Below are 16,097 nucleotides of genomic sequence, written 5' to 3'. Positions count from 1 at the left end.
CTCCTTGGAGGTGGCAGTCACAGCGCCCGAAGAGCCGCGCTGACCGCCGCGAGATGTTACGCCAAGTGCGTAAGGGCAGGCTTGCCCTTCGCCCAGAAACGGAGCATTCTAACACCCACGGGGCCTGCTGCGGAACACTTTGGGCGAGCTATCCCGGCACCACTCGGCGGCCCGGCCCGCTGTACCGGGCGAGCGTAGCAGCCGCGACGGCCCTGGCCTGTCCCTCCCGCACAAGCGCCACCACGGCTCCGCCGAAGCCCGCGCCGGTCACCCGAGCGCCAAACACGTCTGGATGGGCCTGCAGCAGGCTCACCAACTCGTCCACCCTGGGATGAGAGACCGCGTAGTCGTCGCGCAGGCTGGTGTGCGAAGCGTTCATCAGCTCGCCGAACCGCTGTGCCGTCACGCCGGGCTGCACGGCTTCCTGTACCCGCTTGTTCTCGGTCACCACGTGTCGCGCTCGCTCGCGCAGCGGTGAGGGCAGCGCCTCCACCGCCGCCGGGTCCGTCACGTCCCGCAGTTCGTGCACGCCTAGCCGCCGGGCGGCTTCCTCCACCTGGGCACGGCGCTCGTTGTACCCAGACTCGGCCAGCTTGCGCGGCACACCCGAGTCGATCACAAGCACCTCCGCCCCCGCTGGAAGGGGCAGGGTGCGGCGCTCCAGGCTGCGGGTGTCCAGAAACAGCATATGGGCCGGGTCCGCGAAGCTGCTCGCCATCTGGTCCATGATTCCTGACTGCACGCCCACGAACTCGTGTTCGACCCGCTGCGCCAAGAGGGCAATCTGCTCGTCGTCGGCGTGCAGCACCCCCAGCGCGCGCAGAGCCCGCAGGGTGGCCACCTCCAGGGCCGCGCTGCTCGATAAGCCCGCGCCCATCGGCACGTCGCTTGTGACGAACACGTCCAGGCCCTCCCGCGCGCCGCCCAGCGCCAGCGCGCCCGCCACGTACCGCGCGAAGCCGCTCGGGGCATTCTCGCCCACCGGGAAGCTCGCCTGCTCGTCAAGGTCGGCGCTGTAGACCCGGTGTTCCCCGGTGCCGTTGCGTGCCAGCGTGGCGGTGGTCTGCTGGGGAATGGCCGTGGGCAGCACCAGCCCACCCTGGTAGTCGGTGTGTTCACCCAGCAGGTTGACCCGGCCTGGGGCGGACGCGGTCGCCTCCGGCGCGTGGCCGAAGACGGTCTCGAAGCTCTGCTCAGCGCTCTTCACGGGCGGCCTCCAGATTCACGGTCCGGAGTTCGGCGGCGGCCGCCTCCGGGAACTTGTCGTTGGCGAACTCTCCGGCGCCCTGTTCGGTTCCGGCGAGGTACTTCATCCGGCCCGGTGCGCGCAGGTACGGGTAGATCTCGAGATGCAGCGGAAATTCGGGGTGAGGTTCGCCGCCCACCGGTGCCTGATGCAGGGTGAGCAGGTACGGCATCCGCACACCAAACAGAGCGTCTTGGCGCAGCAGCGCGTCCTTGAGCACCCGGGCGAAGGCGGCCCGTTCCTCCCCGCTGAGGTCTGCGAGCAGGCTGACCGGGCGAGCAGGCAGCACCCAGGTTTCGTAGGTATAGCGGGCAAAGGGCGGCACCACGCTCAGGGCCAGGGCCTCGTCCCGCAGCACCCGCAGCCCCGCGGAACGTTCGCTCTCCACGAAGTCGGCCAGCCAGGGGCGGCCTGTCTCCGCTTGGTGCTGCTGGGCTGCGGCAAGCATGCGGGCCTGCACGGGTGGAACGTGGTCGTAGGCGTAGATCTGCCCGTGTGGATGATGCAGCGTCACGCCAACCTCCACCCCGCGGTTTTCGAAGCACAGCACGCTCCGAATCACGCCGGTGGCCGCGAGCCGGGCGGTGCGGTCGGCCCACACGTCGATGAGAAGGTGCATCTGCGCGTCACTCAGGTCCGCCAGGCGGCCCCGCGCGTCCTGGCTAAAGACCACCACCTCGCACCTCCCGATGCCGGCGCGGCTGATCGTGCCGGAAACGGGGGGCGGCACGGGCGCCGTCAGCGTCAGGCTGGGAAAGCGGTTTTCGAACACCGCGATGTCGTACTCGCCGCGCGGCAGCTCGGTGGGGTGCTGGGGGTCGTGCGTGGGCGCGAGCGGGTTGTACTCGGGGGGCGGGAGAAAGGTGCGGCCCAGGCGGTGCGCGGCGTACATCACCCATTCGGCGCGCAGGGGGTGCCAGCGCAGCACCGGACGGGCGTCGAGGGGTTGGGCCTCTGGGCTGGGAATCTCCGACGTGACCTCAACCGGCCGCAGGCCGTACAGCGTGAGGGCCCGCCCGTCGGGTTTGGTGAAGTCTGCGGCGTAGCCGGTGGAAAGATGCTCGGAAGGATCAGGCATATACGCTCCGGAAGTTGCTCTGCCCATCATCATGCCTGCTGGGCCGGGCGCGGGTCGCGGTTGAAACAAGAAAGGCGACCCGTTGGGGCCGCCTTGCCTCGAAGTTCGGGTTATTGGGTGGGCACCTTGATCTTGCCGCTGATGATCTGGTTCTTGATGGCCTCGACCCGGGCGATCTGGCTGCTGGGAATGAGGGCGCGGTTGTACTGGTCCATCGCGTAGCCCACGCCGCCCTCCTTCAGGCCAAAGCGGCGCTCGCCCCCCTTGAACTTGTTGTCCCGGACGTCCTTGATCAGGGCGTACACGGCGTTGTCCACGCGCTTGACCATGGAGGTCAGGCCGTGGTTGAGGGTGGCGGGGTTCTTGTCGAAGTCCCCGAGGTAGTTCTGGTTGCTGTCCACGCCGATAAAGAACATCGGACGGGTGTTGCCCGCGCAGGCCTTTTGATAGGCCGCACTCTTGGGCACCTTGGCGAAGTTGTTGCTCTTAAAGGTCACGCCCTTGGGCAGGTTGGCCGCCTTGAGGCACTGGGTCTGCTTGACGTAGTCGATGACGCCGTTTCCGCTGCCGCCCGCCGCCGCGAAGATGATGTCTGCACCCTTGGCGCGCATGGAGGCCGCGATTTCCTTGGCCTTGCCGGGGTTGTTCCAGGCGTCCGGCGTGGTTCCCACGTACTGGGCGATCACGGTCGCCTTGGGGTTGGCGGCCTTGACGCCCGCGGTGTAGCCCGCCTGGAACTTGTGGATCAGCGGCACGTCCATGCCACCGACAAAGCCCACCACGCCGGTGGAGGAGTTCAGGCCCGCCAGGTAGCCCACCAGGTAGCTGCCCTGTTCCTCGTTGAACACCAGGCTGGCGACATTCTTGGCGGGGCTGACGTCGTCCACCAGACCAAAGGCCAGGTCGGGGTTCTCCTTGGCGACCTGCGTGATGGAGGCGTTGTTGGCAAAGCCCACGCCGATGGTGAGGTCAAAGCCCTCGTTGGCAAAGGACCGGATGCCCTGCACCGTCTGGCTGGGGTCGGTGGGTTCAAAGTCCTTGACCTGCACGCCAAGCTGCTTGGCCGCGCGCTGGGTGCCCTCATAGGCGCTTTGGTTGAAGCTCTTGTCGAACTTGCCGCCCGCGTCAAAGGCGATTCCGACGCGAATGGCCCCCTGCGCGGCGGCCAGGGTGGCCGAGGTGGCCACAGCGGTGGCGAGGGCGAACGTCACAACTTTCTTCATGTCTTCCTCCGGTGGAGTGGCAGTGCTGTTGCGCTGAATTCGGGGAGCGTGAAAACCCAGGACAGAGTATACGGAAATCGCCAGGTGTCTAGACCCCTGCACCATGATTCCCGGCTGATGTGGATGAGAAAGGTACCGGGGGAACCCTCCACACTTCCTTCACGCAACCTTGATCATAGCGGCGACCGGTGACCCGAAGCTGACGTGCCGCCCTCATTCCGCTCGTGCCTGAAGCAAGGGGCGGTGCTACGCTGCGGGCATGAGTCAGTCCGCTTCCAGCGACCCAGCCGCCGAGGCCACGCAGGCGCAGTACCGGGCCCTGCGTGCCGAGGTCGAGCGCCACGCCCGTGCCTACTACGAGCTTGATGCCCCCGAGATTCCCGACGACGTCTATGACCGAATGGTGCGTGAGTTGCGCCGCCTCGAGGAGGCGCACCCGGAATGGGTGGGGGAGGACACGCCCACGCAGCGGGTAGGAGGTGCGCCCAGCGCCGCCTTTCAGCCGGTGGAGCATCCCACGCCCATGACCAGCCTCGACAACGTCTTTTCCGATGAGGAGCTTGCCGAGTGGCAGGAGAAGCTGGCACGGGCGCTGAACCTGCCCCCCGACCACGACGGCTTTACCTACACGGGCGAACTGAAGATCGACGGCCTGAGCGTGAACCTCTACTACGTGGACGGGGCGCTTCAGTGGGCGGCCACGCGCGGCAACGGCCGCGTTGGAGAACTCGTCACCGAACAGGTTCTCACCATTCCCGGGATTCCCCGCACGCTGCCTGGCCTGAGGGGCGAACTGGAGGTGCGCGGCGAAGTGTACCTCAGCCGCTCGGACTTTGCCGCCTACAACGCCCGCGCCGAGGAACTGGGCCTTCCCCTGCTGAAAAACCCCCGCAATGGGGCCGCTGGGGCGCTGCGCCAAAAGGACCCCGAGGTCACGCGCCGCCGCAACCTGAAAGCCCTCTTCTACGCCCTGGGCAAGCGCGACGGCGTGCGGCTCGGCGGCCAGCCGGTGCGCACCCAGGCCGAAGTGCTCGCCTGGCTGGCCGCGCAGGGCTTTCCAACCAGCCCCTACAGCGAGACCCTGAGCGGGCTGCGGGCCGCTGCCGACTACCACCGCCGCATGACGGAACAGCGCGCAAACTTCGAGTTCGACGCGGACGGCACCGTCCTCAAACTGGATTCCCTGGCGCTGCAGGCCGAGGCGGGGCTGACCAGCCGTGCTCCCCGTTGGGCCATCGCCTACAAGTTTCCGGTCGAGGAGGTGGAGACGGTGCTGGAGCGCATCACGGTGAACGTGGGCCGTACCGGCAAGCTCGCGCCCCTTGCGCACCTCTCGCCCCGCCTGATCGAGGGCAGCACCGTCAGCAAGGCCACCCTGCACAACGAGGACTACATTCGTGACCTCGACCTGCGCATCGGTGACACGGTGGTTGTTCGTAAGGCGGGCGGAGTGATTCCGCAGATCCTGCGGGTGGTCCTCGAAAAGCGCCCGCCGGACGCGGTGCCCTACGCCTTCCCCACCCATTGTCCGGAGTGTGGCCACGAGGCGGTTCGCGCCGAGGGGGACGCCAACACCTACTGCCCCAACCCTGCCTGTCCCGCCCAGCAGTTCGAGCGGCTCCGCCACTTTGTGAGCCGGGGCGCGATGGACGTGCGCGGGATCGGCGAGAAACTGATCGAGCAACTGCTGACCGCCGAACTGGTTCGCGACGCCGCCGACCTCTACACCCTCAGCGCCGAGCAGCTCGCGGCCTTGGAGCGCAGCGGCGAGAAAAAGGCCGCGAACATCCTCGCGCAGCTCGAGGCCAGCAAGACCCGGCCCCTGTGGCGGCTCGTCAACGCGCTGGGGATCCCGCACGTCGGAGAGCGCAACGCGCAGGCGCTTGCCCAGACATTTGGCACGCTCGACGCCCTCCTGTGCGCGACGCCAGGGAGCCTCGAAGCGGTGCCTGGCCTGGGGAAGACCATCGCGGGGAGCGTCACCGCCGCCCTCGCTGACCCCAGCATGCGGGACCTGATCCGCCGCCTGCGCGAACGTGGCCTGAACCCCGTGGAGGAGACGGCCCCCCGCGGCGACGCCCTCGCCGGGCTTACGTTTGTGCTGACCGGCAGCCTCTCGCGCCCCCGTGACGAGATCAAGGCCCGTCTGGAAGCTGCCGGAGCGCGCGTCACCAGCAGCGTCACCAAAAAGACGAGCTACGTCGTCGCGGGCGAGGACGCGGGCAGCAAGCTCGACCGGGCGCGGGAGTTGGGGCTTCCTGTTCTCGATGAGGCCGGGCTGGAGGCGCTCCTTGCCGAGCGGGGGGAGGGTGAGGCGCAGCGCTAGCCTGTGCTGGCGGCTTTAGGGGCGCTTTTTTCATCCAACACGGCCGACGAGCACTTGCGGCCAAGCCAGCCCGCTACACTGTCTCCCACTGCGGGCCCAGCGAGGTGGCCCTCCCGGAGGCGAGAACCATGGATGTGGAGATCAGCAAGAGCGTCCTGACGGACATTACCGCCACGACGCTGGAAGGCATCGAGGGCATCGAGGTGGCAGCGGCCCCCCTGAAGGTGGGGGAGGTGCTGCGTCAGCAGGGCGGGCCGCGCCGTCCCCGCGCGCTGAAGGTGACGCGCGAGGGGCAGACCGTCAGTATCGAGGTCGGCTTGAATGTGGAGTACGGGCGCAGCCTGGTGCAGCTCGCCCAACAGGCGCAGCGGGCAGTGTGCGAGAACGTCGAGCTGATGACCGGTCTGAAGGTCAAGGCCGTGAATGTGACCGTGCTCGGCGTGGTTCTGCCGAAGGGAGCGGCCAGTTGACCCGGCGCGCGTTTCACCTTGGTGGGGTGATCTCCTCGCTCCGTTCGGTCAAGGCCTTTCCGGAGGTTCTATGACCCGCCGCCGCGAGAGGGGACAGCAGCCGGTGGGGACCCGCCGGGCTGCCCGTGAGTTCGCTTTTCGGGTGCTGTTCGAGGCCGAGCAGGGCAACCTGCCCCTGGAGGCCGTGTTCACCCGCGCGGAGGGCGCCCTGCGCGAGGGGGACGACACCTTTCCGCAGTTGAATGCGGAGGCCCTGGCCTTTGCCCGGCAGCTGGTGGACGGCCTAGGAGCGCGCCGCACGGACGTGGACGCGGCCCTGCGCCGCACCATTCGCGGCTGGGACTTCGAGCAGATGGCCCAGACGGACCTGAACGTGTTGCGCCTGGCGACCTTTGAACTGCTCTACACCGCTGAGCCGCATCCCCCCGTGATCGAAAGCGCCGTGCGCATCGCCCGCAAGTTCGGCGGTGAGGACTCCGGCCGCTTCGTGAATGGTGTGCTGGGCGGCCTCAGCCGGAGTCTGCGGGCGGCTTCCCGCGCTCCTGGGGATGAGGGGGCATGACGGCTCGCCGCCTTTCCGGTGCTCCTGCCGCTGAGGCGCTGCTGGCGAGTGCGGCCGCTCGTGCAGCCCGCCTCCCCGCGCCCCCGCATCTGGTGATGGTGCGGCTGGGTGACGATCCCGCCAGCGTCAGCTACGTGCGGGGCAAGGACCGCAAGGCGCGTGAGGTGGGGCTGAGGAGCACCGTCTATGCCCTCCCCACGACAACCACCCAAGCCGAACTCCTCGACCTGATCGCCCGGCTGAATGCCGATCCTGCGGTGAGCGGCATCCTGGTGCAGCTGCCCTTGCCCGCGCACGTGAGCGAACAAGCAGTGCTGCACGCCATCGATCCCCGCAAGGACGTAGACGGCTTTCATCCCCTCAACGTCGGTGAGCTGTGGGCGGGGCGGCCCGCGCTGCGGCCCTGTACTCCCGCGGGCATGCTGTACCTGCTCGACCATTACGGCCTTCCGGTCGCGGGCCAGCGGGCGGTGGTGGTGGGCCGCAGCCCTATCGTGGGGCGGCCCCTGGCGGGCCTGCTGCTCAACCGTGATGCGACCGTCACGGTGGCGCATAGCCGCACCCCCGATCTGGGGGCCGTCACCCGCGAGGCCGACCTGTTGTGTGTCGCCGTGGGCCAGCCCCATCTGGTCACGCCCGATATGGTCAAACCCGGCGCAACCGTTCTTGACGTGGGAATAAACCGCGTGTGCGGTGAGGACGGCCAGGGGTACCTCACGGGCGACGTTCACCCGGACGTGGCCGAGGTTGCGGGGGCACTCACCCCTGTTCCGGGGGGCGTTGGTCCCATGACGATCGCGCAGCTTCTCGCCAACACCGTGACGGCTGCGGAGCTGCAGGCGCGCTAGCCTCCCTCGCACCGTGAATACCCCGCTCGAAGACCTGCTTGGGAACCGCTGGCTGTGGACCGCCGTGTTCGCCTCGACCAGCGCTCAGGTTCTGAAAGTGTTGCTGATCCTTCTCATGGAGGGCCGCTGGCGTCCCGCCGCCTTTATGGAAACTGGGGGCATGCCCAGCAGCCACTCGGCGATGGTGGCCGCCCTGACCACCGGTGTTGCCCTGACCCAGGGCTTGGGCAGCCCCCTTTTTGCTGTCAGCGCCGTCTTTGCCCTGATCGTCATGTACGACGCCACGGGCGTCCGCCACTCCAGCGGAATGCAGGCCCGTCTCCTCAACGAGCTGGTCGAGGAACTCCGTACCGTCGTCCGCGAGGGCTTTGCGCCTCAGCCCCTACGGGTGCTGCTCGGTCACACCTATCTGGAGGTGTTGGTGGGCACGCTGCTGGGAATAGGGGTCGCTGGGTTGGTGTTCCAGGTGCTGTAGGTGCGCGAATGGACCCGCCTCAGGAGGAAGCGTCGAGGCTGGCCAACCGGGTGGGTGGCGCCTACACAGCGGCTCTTCCCCGTATCGCCCCGTCCAGCAGCACCCGCAGCCGCTCGCGTGTGAAGGGCCGCTTGCCTTCCAAGAGGCCGCGTTCGCCCGCATGCAGGTGCCAGTGCTTGCTGCCGCCCATCAGCCGCAGGGAAATGCCCTTGAGCTCCACATGCCGGGGGCTGACGGCCGCGAGCAGCAGGGGTTGTCTCCCGGCGGTCAGCGCCACGCTCATCACCGTCGTGGGGAGGTCATAGGGGCGCTCCATGCGGTAGATGTAGTCGGGAAAGTCTGCGACCTTTTCAAAGCCCAGACCGCGCGCGCCTGCCTCGGCTTCCAGCCAGCCCAACAGCTCGACCCACTGCGTATACAGCAGCTCATCCTGTGCGTGTGCCATGTAAGGGGAGTGTAGCAAGCTGTTCGGGGGCTGGAGGTGTGCCCGTGACGCTCGCCCCGAACGTCTCGGCGGACGGCGCGTAGACTGACCGGGTATGAGTACCGCGCGCCGTCAGACCGTGACCACCTGGGTCGGGCATGTCCCCGTGGGGAGTGCCCACCCCATCGTCGTGCAGTCCATGACGAACACCGACACTGCCGATGCCGAGGCGACTGCCATTCAGGTCGCGCAGCTTGCTCGGGCCGGATCGGAGATCGTGCGCGTGACCGTCAACACCCGCCAAGCCGCTGCCGCCCTTCCCGAGATCGTGGCCCGATTGCACGACCTTGGGCTGAACGTGCCCATCGTTGGCGATTTCCACTACAACGGCCATATCCTGTTGCGCGAGTATCCCGAGACGGCGCGCCTGCTCGCCAAGTACCGCATCAACCCCGGCAATGTGGGCGCGGGGCAGCACCACGATGCCAACTTCGCCACCATGATCGAGGTTGCCAAGGAGTACGGCAAACCGGTTCGCATCGGCGTGAACTGGGGGAGCCTCGATCAGCAGGTGCTCGCCCGCCTCATGGACGAGAATGCCCGGCGAGGCAGTCCCAAGTCCAGCACCGACGTGACCATCGACGCGATGGTCGAGAGCGCCCTGGAAAGCGCCGCCTACGCCGAGAAGCTGGGCCTCCCGCACGACCAGATCATCATCTCCGTCAAGGTCAGCTCGGCACCCGAGCTGTGGCAGGTGTACCGGCAGCTCGCGCCGCTGTGCGACTACCCCCTGCATCTGGGCCTCACCGAGGCGGGCATGGGCATGAAGGGGATGGTGGCTTCCAGCGTGGCCCTGGCCCCCCTGCTGGCCGAGGGGATCGGGGACACCATCCGCGTTTCCCTCACCCCCGAACCCGGCGCTCCCCGCAAGCTGGAGGTAGAGGTCGCCCAGCAGATTCTCCAGAGCCTGGGCCTGCGCCAGTTCCTCCCGCAGGTCACCTCTTGTCCCGGCTGCGGACGCACCACCTCCACCTTCTTTCAGGAGCTCGCCCGCAAGATTCAGGACTACATCCGTGAGGCGATGCCCGAATGGAAGGCGAAATACCCCGGCGTAGAGGAGATGCAGGTGGCGGTGATGGGCTGCGTCGTCAACGGCCCCGGCGAGAGCAAACATGCCAACATCGGCATCAGCCTGCCCGGCACCGGAGAAGACCCCCGCGCGCCCGTCTACCAGGACGGCAAGCTGCTGACCACGTTGAGAGGCCACCGCATCGCCGAGGAGTTTCAGGAGCTGCTCGAACGGTACGTGGAGGAGCGGTACGGGCGGGCGCGGGTGGACGTATGAACGTCTGGGGAACCGGCAGTTTTGAGAATGAGGTGGGCGCGGCCTTTGCGCAGGAGGTCGTGGAAGACGGCGCCTTTGCCCTTGCCGAAGCCTTCGACGTGGCCCTCGACCCCGATACCGACTTCTTGGCCGCCGAAGAAGGGCACCGCGTGCTTGCCGCGGCCGAAATCCTCGCCGCCGCGCTGACGGGGGAGATGGCCGGGATCACGAACGCGCCGCTGCGGACCTGGCTCGCGAGCGTCAACCCGGCGGAACTGCAACCCCTCCGCGAGCTGGCCCGTGCCGCCGTCACCCGCGTTCTCGGCCCCGACAGCGAACTCCCCGACCTCTGGGCAAACCGTGAGGATGCGGAGGCGTGGCAGGCCGAGGTGGAGCGCCTGCTGACCGCGCTGAACTGACGGCCGCTTACCCTTCCAGCCGCACCTCGGCCACCTTCGCCAGCAGGCGGAAGGTCTGGAAGAGGTGCAGGGCGTCAGGACTGCTGTAGGCCACAGTGACGCTGTCCACCCGCTCCACGCCGGGCACCCGCTCGCACTGGTCGGCACGGGCCTGGTGGTCAAAGGTCAGTTCTACCCGGGCAGGCCAGTCGGTTTTGTACGGCTTGCCCGCGGAGGCAGCGCGCACAGCTTTCTCGGCACCCGCGCGAATTCGCCGCTGCGCCTCGCGCGGGTGCAGGTGCAGGGCGGCGTAGCTGCTCAGGCCTTCCTTGACCGCTACGCACACCACCTGTTCGCCCAGTTCGTCCGCAATCTCGGCCAGGGCCACGTCATCCCCCGAAGCAAAGACGACCGGTACGCCGTAGTGCCCGGCAACGAGCGCGTTGAGGCCGTACTCACCCGTATCGCGCCCACCGATTCGGACGTTGCGGAGAAAGCCGTTCCAGGTGTGTGCCAGCGGCCCGCGCACGCTGCCCGCTCGAGCGTGGTAGCCCACGAACAGCAGCGCGCCGACGCCCTCTTCCTGCACGCCCTGCACCATGCTGAGGGGCTTGTCGTTCCCGGTGGTGAAGCGAACACCCTCGGGGAGAAGCTCGGGCAGCAGGTTCCGCATGGTGTCGTGTGCGTCGTTCACAAGCACGTCCGTTGCGCCGCCCGCCAAAGCCCCCTCGGCGGCGGCCGCCGCTTCCCGCGTCATCCGCTCGCGGGCCGCCTGGTACTCCGCCGCGTTCACCAGACCCCCGAACTCCGGTGGGCTGACCTGCACCCAACTCGACACGCCACACACGCCCTCCATGTCCACACTGATCACAACCTTCATGCGCGGCAGCGTACCGCGCCCGGCCTGACCGTGATCTGGGCTCAGCGCTCGGGGAAGGAGGCGTGCTAGCCTCCTGGGTTATGAGCCGTGTCGCCCTGAAGTCCGCCCGCGAGATCGAAGCCATGCGCCGTGCGGGGGCGCTCGTCGCCGAAACATTTCGCGTCCTCGAACCGTATGTGAAGCCCGGGGTCACCCTGGCCGAACTCGACCGCGTCGCGGAAGAGCATATTCGCAAGCACGGCGCGACCCCCGCCTACCTGGGCTACGGTCCCCGGAATAATCCCTTTCCCGCCACCATCTGCGCGAGTGTCAACGAGGTGATCTGCCACGGCATTCCGGGGCCGCGCGAGTTGCAAGAGGGTGACATCATCGGTGTGGATATCGGCGTGCTGCTGAACGGCGTGTACGGCGACGCCTGCTACACCTACACGGTGGGCCAGGTCAGCCCCGAGGTGCAGGGCTTGGTGGACACCACCCGGGAGGCCCTCGCGGCGGGCCTGGAGGTGGTGAAGCCGGGAAACCGCACGGGTGACATTGGACACGCCATTCAGACGCTCGCGGAGGGACGGGGCTACAGCGTGGTGCGGGAGTACACCGGCCACGGCATCGGCCGGCGCCTGCACGAGGAACCCACCATCTACCACTGGGGCGCGCGCTACACCGGCCTGAAGCTCCAGCCCGGCATGGTCTTTACGGTCGAGCCCATGATCAACCTGGGCACGCCGGACACCCGCCTACTGGGTGACGGCTGGACCGTCATCACCGCCGATAAGAAACCGAGCGCACAGTTCGAGCACACGGTCGCGGTGACGCCCAAAGGACACGAGATCCTGACGCTGTGATGTGCCCCCCTACGGCCAGACGGCCGAAGAGCGCGCGCTCTCCAACCAACCCCAGTCGCTCAGGTAGGTCTCAAAGTCACTGAGGAGCTCTGCGGCGTCCTCCTGGGCGGGGGGTGGAAGCTGGCGTTGCCACGCGCGCGCCGCGCGGGAGGTATAGGCGGCAAGGGGGGCGGGAGCGCCCAGGAACTCGTCCAGGGCCATCAGCAGCGCCTCGTACCGCGCGCGCCGCCAGGGCTTTTGCCGGGTGACCTCATGGAGGAACTCTATGGCCGCGTACTCCAGCAGAACGGGGCGGCCCACGATGGGTGGAGCCTTGGGTGCGGGCAGAGCGCTCATGCATTCCTCCAGCCGGGAAAGCCCTCGATGGCGACCAGGGTGGGGCGGGGAATACGGGTGCCGGGCTTCGCGGCGAAGGAACTGGTGAGCTTGTCTAGGCTCTCGCTGTCTTCGCCGGGGTGCTGGATCGCGAGAAACAGGGTCTTGCCATCGGGGGACCACACCGGCCCGGTCATCTCGGCGTCCACCGGCCCGACGGCGAAGCGGTAGGCGCGGCCCGCGTGGGGCCCCTCGGTGGGAAAGAAGAACATGGCGTTGTTGCCGTGAAAGGCTTTGATGGGGTTGGTGCTCAGGTCGCTGTTGTCGGTCACCATCCAGAGGTTGCCGTACGGGTCAAACACCAGGTTGTCGGGGCTGGCAAAGCCGCTTTGCGGACCGCCCACGGCGAACACCTCCCACAGGAACTTCGTGGCGGTCCAGTCGTCCCCATCCTCGCGAAGACGGATGATCTGTCCGAAGTAGTTGCCGTGTTTGCTGTTGTTCGTGAGGGCCACGTACACCTCACCGGTGCGGGGATGAATCTCGATGTCCTCGGGGCGGTCTACTGGGGTTCCGCCCACCGCGAGGGCAGCGGCACGGGCATCGGCCAGAACGTCCGCCTGCCCCGTGAAGAGCGGCTTGCCGTTCGCGTCCTTGGCCTCCTGCAACTGCTTGTTTCGGGCATAGTCGAGAAGAATCCAGCTGCCGTTCCCGAAGTTGGCCACGTACAAGTCTCCGTCCTCGAGAAGGGTTCGGTTGGCGTTGCGGTGTTGGGGGTTGTAGCGGCCACGGCTGACAAACTTGTACACGCAAGCGTCCTGCATGTCGTCCCCCATGTACCCCACCACCCGTCCGTCCCTGGCGACCGTCACGGCCACGTTCTCATGCCGGAAGCGGCCCATCGCGGTGCGTTTTTTCGGCGTCCAGGCGGGATCAAAGGGGTCGATCTCGGTGACCCAGCCCTGGTGCAGGGCGTCATAACCGCTGCCCGCCCAGGCCTTTTGGTACCCGTCTACGTTCTCCTCACAGGTGAGCAGGGTGCCCCAGGGCGTCTGGCCGCCGGAGCAGTTGCCCACGGTGCCCCTCACCGTCGTGGCGCCCTTAACGGCCGTGCTGCCCCGCACCGGCCCGGTCAGCTCTATCTCGGTGAAGGCGTCGATGCGGCGGTTTCGCGGGTCGGGCACGATCTTCCACTCGCCGCCCTCCTTGCGGACGCGAACCACGCTGACCCCTACGGCCCTCATCTCCGCCTCGATCTGCTCGCGGGTACGTTCCCTGGTGTTGCCCCCCACAAAGAGGGCGTTGGTGTACTCGTGGTTGATGGTGAGGAGCGCGTCGGTGCTGCTGCGCCCACCCTCCAGCAGATCGATGGGGAAGAAGCCAACGTAGTCGTGGTTGAAGCCGATCTCCCGCCCGTCTGCGGTAAAGACTTCTCCCCAGGGTGCAAGAATCTGCCAGCGGTACCGCTCCGGCACGGTCAGCGTGTCCGCGTTCGTCGCCTCGATTGGCCGGAAGGGTGGCAGCGTGCGGGGGCTGACAGCCCGGGGGTCGGTGCTGACTGGGCCGCCGTTATTCGCCGCAGCCTGCGCCCCGCTGAAGGTGACCGGCAGGGTGAGGCCCGCAGCGGTTGCTGCAACGGTGCCCAGTGCTCCCCGGCGGGTCAGTTGCCGGTCAAGCAGCCTGTGCCAGAAGCTTGGTTCCACGTTGGCTGGAGAGCTGGTCATGCCCCACACAGTGCCCCTGCCCTGTCACCTGTCCTTCAAGGGACGGTCAGGGGCACGTCAGCTCTTCGGGGGGAGCATTGATTTGAGCAGAAAATGAGGGTAGATTAGAAGCATTAAGTGTATGGAGGCCCTTCCTGTGGAAACCCTGCGTGTGTCTGGCAAATCACGGCCCAATGCCGTGGCTGGGGCGGTCGCGGCGCTGCTGCGCTCGCAGGGTGAGGTGGAGCTTCATGCCATCGGCCCTGCCGCAGTGAACCAGGCGGTCAAAGCTTTGGCCATCGCACGGGGCTATCTGGCCGGCGACCGTCTGGACCTGGTGGTGCAGCCGGCCTTTGTGAAGCTTGACCTGGCCGAAGAGGAACGCACGGCCCTGACGCTTACGGTTCGCGGCGTGCCGGTCGGCTGAACCTTCCTGGAAGGCGTTCTCATAAAACTTGAGTGTGCTTCGCTAAGATGAGGGTCAGGAGGAAGACCTTCCATGATCTTCGGCCCGTATACCCCCTTGATTCTTCTCATCTTCGTCGCCTCGCTGCTGATTCAGGCTTACCTCAGCCGGACCTACAGCCAGTGGGGCCGAGTTCGCAACAGTCACAACATCACAGGAGCGCAGCTTGCTCGCCTGATGCTCGATGAACATGGCCTCGCCCATGTTCCGGTCAACGTCGTTCCCGGTAGCTTAAGTGACCACTATGATCCCATTCACAAGGTGGTGAACCTTTCAGAAGCCAACTACCACGTGCCCAGTGTGAGCGCGCTGGCCGTCGCGGCCCACGAGGTCGGGCACGCCATTCAGGACAAGGTGCGGATGCCCGCCCTGGTGCTGCGCGGTCAACTGGCAGTGCCCCTGAGCTTGGGGATGAACCTCGCCCCGCTGCTGCTGCTCGCCGGCCTCTTTCTGCAGCTCAGCGGTCTGGTGTGGATCGGCGTGATCCTCTTTGCCGGAGCCCTGTTGTTTCACCTGATTACCCTTCCCGTCGAGTTTGACGCCAGCCGCCGCGCCCTGGCCTACCTACAGGCCCGCGGCCTCACCAGCGGCCAGGAAAGCCGGGGCGCCCGCGCCGTACTCACCGCCGCTGCCCTCACCTACGTGGCGGGCTTTGCGATGGCGCTGGCGCAACTGCTCAACGTCCTCAGCCTTGCCCGCAGCCAGGAGGACTAAGGTCGGGAAGAGGGAGGGAAAAAAGGTGCTTGAGCAGCCGCTCGAGCACCTTTTTTGTCTTCTTGTCGGCGGCTTATTCCTACACGCCTACACGTTAAAGCCAAACATCCGCATCTGCCGCTTGCCGTCCTCGGTCATCTTGTCGGGGGTCCATGGCGGCGTCCACACAAACTCGACATTGACTTCGCTAACGCCGTCGAGCCTGCCCACGGCCATTTCGGCGTCGGCTCGGATCAGGTCCTGCACCGGGCAGCCCACGCTGGTGAGGGTCATGGTGATGTCCACCACACCCTGCGGCGTGATGTCGACACCATAGATCAGGCCGAGGTCCACCACATTCACTGGAATCTCCGGGTCCTTGACGACCTTGAGGGCTTCGAGGACCTGCGCCTCGCTGGGGAGCCCCGCCGCCTGCGCTGCGGTGGTGTTGGTCTCGTTCATCAGTGCCCTTCTCCTTCTTCGGTGGGCAGGCCCGCTTCCTTCCAGGCCAGCGTCCCGCCCTCCAGATTCACAACATCGGTGTAGCCGTGTTCTAGCAGATACTGCCCGGCGCGGGCACTGCGGGCCCCGCTGCGGCAGATCATCACCAGTGGGCGGTCTTTGGGCAGCTCCTGAAAGCGGGCCTCGAACTCGCTGAGGGGCAGGAGCTGAGCTCCCTGGGCGTGTACCTCTGCGAACTCGTTGGGCTCGCGCACGTCGATGAGCAGGGCACCCGCCTGGACCCTCCGCTGGCCTTCGACAGGCGTGACGTCTTGTAGGGCGTCGGCATTCATGGCTTCAGCATACAGGCGCGGGCCGCCGCA

19 protein-coding genes are annotated in these 16,097 nt (G+C 67.1%); 10 read left to right on the top strand and 9 right to left on the bottom strand.

All coding sequences use genetic code 11. From position 1 onward, the window contains the following. Positions 1 to 148: 148 nt before the first annotated feature. From galK to EI73_RS03860, 3 genes are all read right to left on the bottom strand, one after another. Complete coding sequence (gene galK, locus EI73_RS03870; protein WP_034384453.1) at positions 149 to 1,207, bottom strand: galactokinase; 1,059 nt, start codon at positions 1,205 to 1,207, stop codon at positions 149 to 151. Then, complete coding sequence (gene galT / locus EI73_RS03865) at positions 1,194 to 2,324, bottom strand: galactose-1-phosphate uridylyltransferase (protein WP_034384451.1); 1,131 nt, start codon at positions 2,322 to 2,324, stop codon at positions 1,194 to 1,196. Before galT ends, galK begins: the two co-directional genes overlap by 14 nt. A 110-nt stretch (positions 2,325 to 2,434) precedes the next feature. After that, positions 2,435 to 3,547, bottom strand: a complete 1,113-nt coding sequence (locus EI73_RS03860; protein ID WP_034384449.1) for a BMP family protein — start codon at positions 3,545 to 3,547, stop codon at positions 2,435 to 2,437. Between the two features lie 259 nt (positions 3,548 to 3,806). Between EI73_RS03860 and ligA the strand changes: the two genes are divergently transcribed. The 5 genes from ligA to EI73_RS03835 all read left to right on the top strand — a co-directional run bounded on the left by ligA (position 3,807) and on the right by EI73_RS03835 (position 8,228). After that, positions 3,807 to 5,873, top strand: a complete 2,067-nt coding sequence (gene ligA, locus EI73_RS03855) for an NAD-dependent DNA ligase LigA (RefSeq protein WP_034384447.1) — start codon at positions 3,807 to 3,809, stop codon at positions 5,871 to 5,873. Positions 5,874 to 6,001: 128 nt separating this feature from the next. Further along, the gene (locus EI73_RS03850; RefSeq protein ID WP_034384445.1) at positions 6,002 to 6,343 is read left to right on the top strand and encodes an Asp23/Gls24 family envelope stress response protein; all 342 of its coding nucleotides are present in this window, start codon (positions 6,002 to 6,004) and stop codon (positions 6,341 to 6,343) included. A gap of 70 nt (positions 6,344 to 6,413) precedes the next feature. Then, positions 6,414 to 6,905, top strand: a complete 492-nt coding sequence (gene nusB, locus EI73_RS03845; protein ID WP_034384443.1) for a transcription antitermination factor NusB — start codon at positions 6,414 to 6,416, stop codon at positions 6,903 to 6,905. Continuing rightward, a complete protein-coding gene (locus tag EI73_RS03840; protein WP_034384441.1) occupies positions 6,902 to 7,753 on the top strand; it encodes a bifunctional 5,10-methylenetetrahydrofolate dehydrogenase/5,10-methenyltetrahydrofolate cyclohydrolase in 852 nt (283 codons plus the stop codon). Before nusB ends, EI73_RS03840 begins: the two co-directional genes overlap by 4 nt. A gap of 13 nt (positions 7,754 to 7,766) precedes the next feature. Further along, complete coding sequence (locus EI73_RS03835) at positions 7,767 to 8,228, top strand: divergent PAP2 family protein (protein WP_034384439.1); 462 nt, start codon at positions 7,767 to 7,769, stop codon at positions 8,226 to 8,228. A gap of 61 nt (positions 8,229 to 8,289) precedes the next feature. Here EI73_RS03835 and EI73_RS03830 read toward each other — a convergent pair whose 3' ends face one another. Continuing rightward, complete coding sequence (locus EI73_RS03830) at positions 8,290 to 8,673, bottom strand: NADH-quinone oxidoreductase subunit 15 (protein WP_034384436.1); 384 nt, start codon at positions 8,671 to 8,673, stop codon at positions 8,290 to 8,292. A gap of 94 nt (positions 8,674 to 8,767) precedes the next feature. Between EI73_RS03830 and ispG the strand changes: the two genes are divergently transcribed. Next, the gene (ispG, locus tag EI73_RS03825) at positions 8,768 to 9,997 is read left to right on the top strand and encodes a flavodoxin-dependent (E)-4-hydroxy-3-methylbut-2-enyl-diphosphate synthase (RefSeq protein ID WP_034384433.1); all 1,230 of its coding nucleotides are present in this window, start codon (positions 8,768 to 8,770) and stop codon (positions 9,995 to 9,997) included. Further along, on the top strand, positions 9,994 to 10,395 hold the full coding sequence (locus EI73_RS03820) for a DUF4259 domain-containing protein (protein ID WP_034384431.1): 402 nt from the start codon (positions 9,994 to 9,996) through the stop codon (positions 10,393 to 10,395). The genes ispG and EI73_RS03820 overlap by 4 nt, the downstream gene beginning before the upstream one ends. A gap of 7 nt (positions 10,396 to 10,402) precedes the next feature. Here EI73_RS03820 and EI73_RS03815 read toward each other — a convergent pair whose 3' ends face one another. Continuing rightward, positions 10,403 to 11,254 carry a M55 family metallopeptidase gene (locus EI73_RS03815; RefSeq protein ID WP_034384428.1) on the bottom strand — a complete coding sequence of 284 codons (852 nt, stop codon included), beginning with the start codon at positions 11,252 to 11,254 and terminating at the stop codon, positions 10,403 to 10,405. A gap of 80 nt (positions 11,255 to 11,334) precedes the next feature. Here EI73_RS03815 and map point away from each other — a divergent pair, with 80 nt between their 5' ends. After that, positions 11,335 to 12,096, top strand: a complete 762-nt coding sequence (map, locus tag EI73_RS03810) for a type I methionyl aminopeptidase (RefSeq protein WP_034384427.1) — start codon at positions 11,335 to 11,337, stop codon at positions 12,094 to 12,096. 9 nt (positions 12,097 to 12,105) lie between these two features. Here map and EI73_RS03805 read toward each other — a convergent pair whose 3' ends face one another. After that, the gene (locus EI73_RS03805) at positions 12,106 to 12,432 is read right to left on the bottom strand and encodes a hypothetical protein (protein ID WP_051935405.1); all 327 of its coding nucleotides are present in this window, start codon (positions 12,430 to 12,432) and stop codon (positions 12,106 to 12,108) included. Then, positions 12,429 to 14,135, bottom strand: a complete 1,707-nt coding sequence (locus EI73_RS03800; protein WP_034384426.1) for a PhoX family phosphatase — start codon at positions 14,133 to 14,135, stop codon at positions 12,429 to 12,431. Before EI73_RS03800 ends, EI73_RS03805 begins: the two co-directional genes overlap by 4 nt. A 136-nt stretch (positions 14,136 to 14,271) precedes the next feature. Between EI73_RS03800 and EI73_RS03795 the strand changes: the two genes are divergently transcribed. Then, complete coding sequence (locus tag EI73_RS03795) at positions 14,272 to 14,541, top strand: stage V sporulation protein S (RefSeq protein ID WP_034387674.1); 270 nt, start codon at positions 14,272 to 14,274, stop codon at positions 14,539 to 14,541. Positions 14,542 to 14,613: 72 nt separating this feature from the next. Beyond that, positions 14,614 to 15,294, top strand: a complete 681-nt coding sequence (locus EI73_RS03790) for a zinc metallopeptidase (RefSeq protein WP_034384424.1) — start codon at positions 14,614 to 14,616, stop codon at positions 15,292 to 15,294. An 87-nt stretch (positions 15,295 to 15,381) separates the two neighbouring features. Here EI73_RS03790 and EI73_RS03785 read toward each other — a convergent pair whose 3' ends face one another. Then, positions 15,382 to 15,735 (bottom strand): metal-sulfur cluster assembly factor, encoded by a 354-nt coding sequence (locus EI73_RS03785; RefSeq protein WP_034384422.1) that lies wholly within the window; start codon positions 15,733 to 15,735, stop codon positions 15,382 to 15,384. Further along, positions 15,735 to 16,067: a rhodanese-like domain-containing protein gene (locus EI73_RS03780; RefSeq protein ID WP_034384420.1), complete on the bottom strand. Its 333-nt coding sequence runs from the start codon at positions 16,065 to 16,067 to the stop codon at positions 15,735 to 15,737. Before EI73_RS03780 ends, EI73_RS03785 begins: the two co-directional genes overlap by 1 nt. Positions 16,068 to 16,097: the final 30 nt, after the last annotated feature.

It is taken from the genome of Deinococcus sp. YIM 77859 (genome assembly GCF_000745175.1).
GTDB lineage: Bacteria > Deinococcota > Deinococci > Deinococcales > Deinococcaceae > Deinococcus.
The sequence above is the reverse complement of the archived record's forward strand: the minus strand, read 5'-3'. Positions and strand labels throughout refer to the sequence as shown.

Coding starts and splice junctions, on each gene's coding strand:
- galT (WP_034384451.1), bottom strand. CDS start 2,324: ATGCCTGATCCTTCCGAGCATCTTTCCACCGGCTACGCCGCAGACTTC.
- EI73_RS03860 (WP_034384449.1), bottom strand. CDS start 3,547: ATGAAGAAAGTTGTGACGTTCGCCCTCGCCACCGCTGTGGCCACCTCG.
- ligA (WP_034384447.1), top strand. CDS start 3,807: ATGAGTCAGTCCGCTTCCAGCGACCCAGCCGCCGAGGCCACGCAGGCG.
- EI73_RS03850 (WP_034384445.1), top strand. CDS start 6,002: ATGGATGTGGAGATCAGCAAGAGCGTCCTGACGGACATTACCGCCACG.
- nusB (WP_034384443.1), top strand. CDS start 6,414: ATGACCCGCCGCCGCGAGAGGGGACAGCAGCCGGTGGGGACCCGCCGG.
- EI73_RS03840 (WP_034384441.1), top strand. CDS start 6,902: ATGACGGCTCGCCGCCTTTCCGGTGCTCCTGCCGCTGAGGCGCTGCTG.
- EI73_RS03830 (WP_034384436.1), bottom strand. CDS start 8,673: ATGGCACACGCACAGGATGAGCTGCTGTATACGCAGTGGGTCGAGCTG.
- ispG (WP_034384433.1), top strand. CDS start 8,768: ATGAGTACCGCGCGCCGTCAGACCGTGACCACCTGGGTCGGGCATGTC.
- EI73_RS03820 (WP_034384431.1), top strand. CDS start 9,994: ATGAACGTCTGGGGAACCGGCAGTTTTGAGAATGAGGTGGGCGCGGCC.
- EI73_RS03815 (WP_034384428.1), bottom strand. CDS start 11,254: ATGAAGGTTGTGATCAGTGTGGACATGGAGGGCGTGTGTGGCGTGTCG.
- map (WP_034384427.1), top strand. CDS start 11,335: ATGAGCCGTGTCGCCCTGAAGTCCGCCCGCGAGATCGAAGCCATGCGC.
- EI73_RS03805 (WP_051935405.1), bottom strand. CDS start 12,432: ATGAGCGCTCTGCCCGCACCCAAGGCTCCACCCATCGTGGGCCGCCCC.
- EI73_RS03800 (WP_034384426.1), bottom strand. CDS start 14,135: ATGACCAGCTCTCCAGCCAACGTGGAACCAAGCTTCTGGCACAGGCTG.
- EI73_RS03790 (WP_034384424.1), top strand. CDS start 14,614: ATGATCTTCGGCCCGTATACCCCCTTGATTCTTCTCATCTTCGTCGCC.
- EI73_RS03785 (WP_034384422.1), bottom strand. CDS start 15,735: ATGAACGAGACCAACACCACCGCAGCGCAGGCGGCGGGGCTCCCCAGC.
- EI73_RS03780 (WP_034384420.1), bottom strand. CDS start 16,067: ATGAATGCCGACGCCCTACAAGACGTCACGCCTGTCGAAGGCCAGCGG.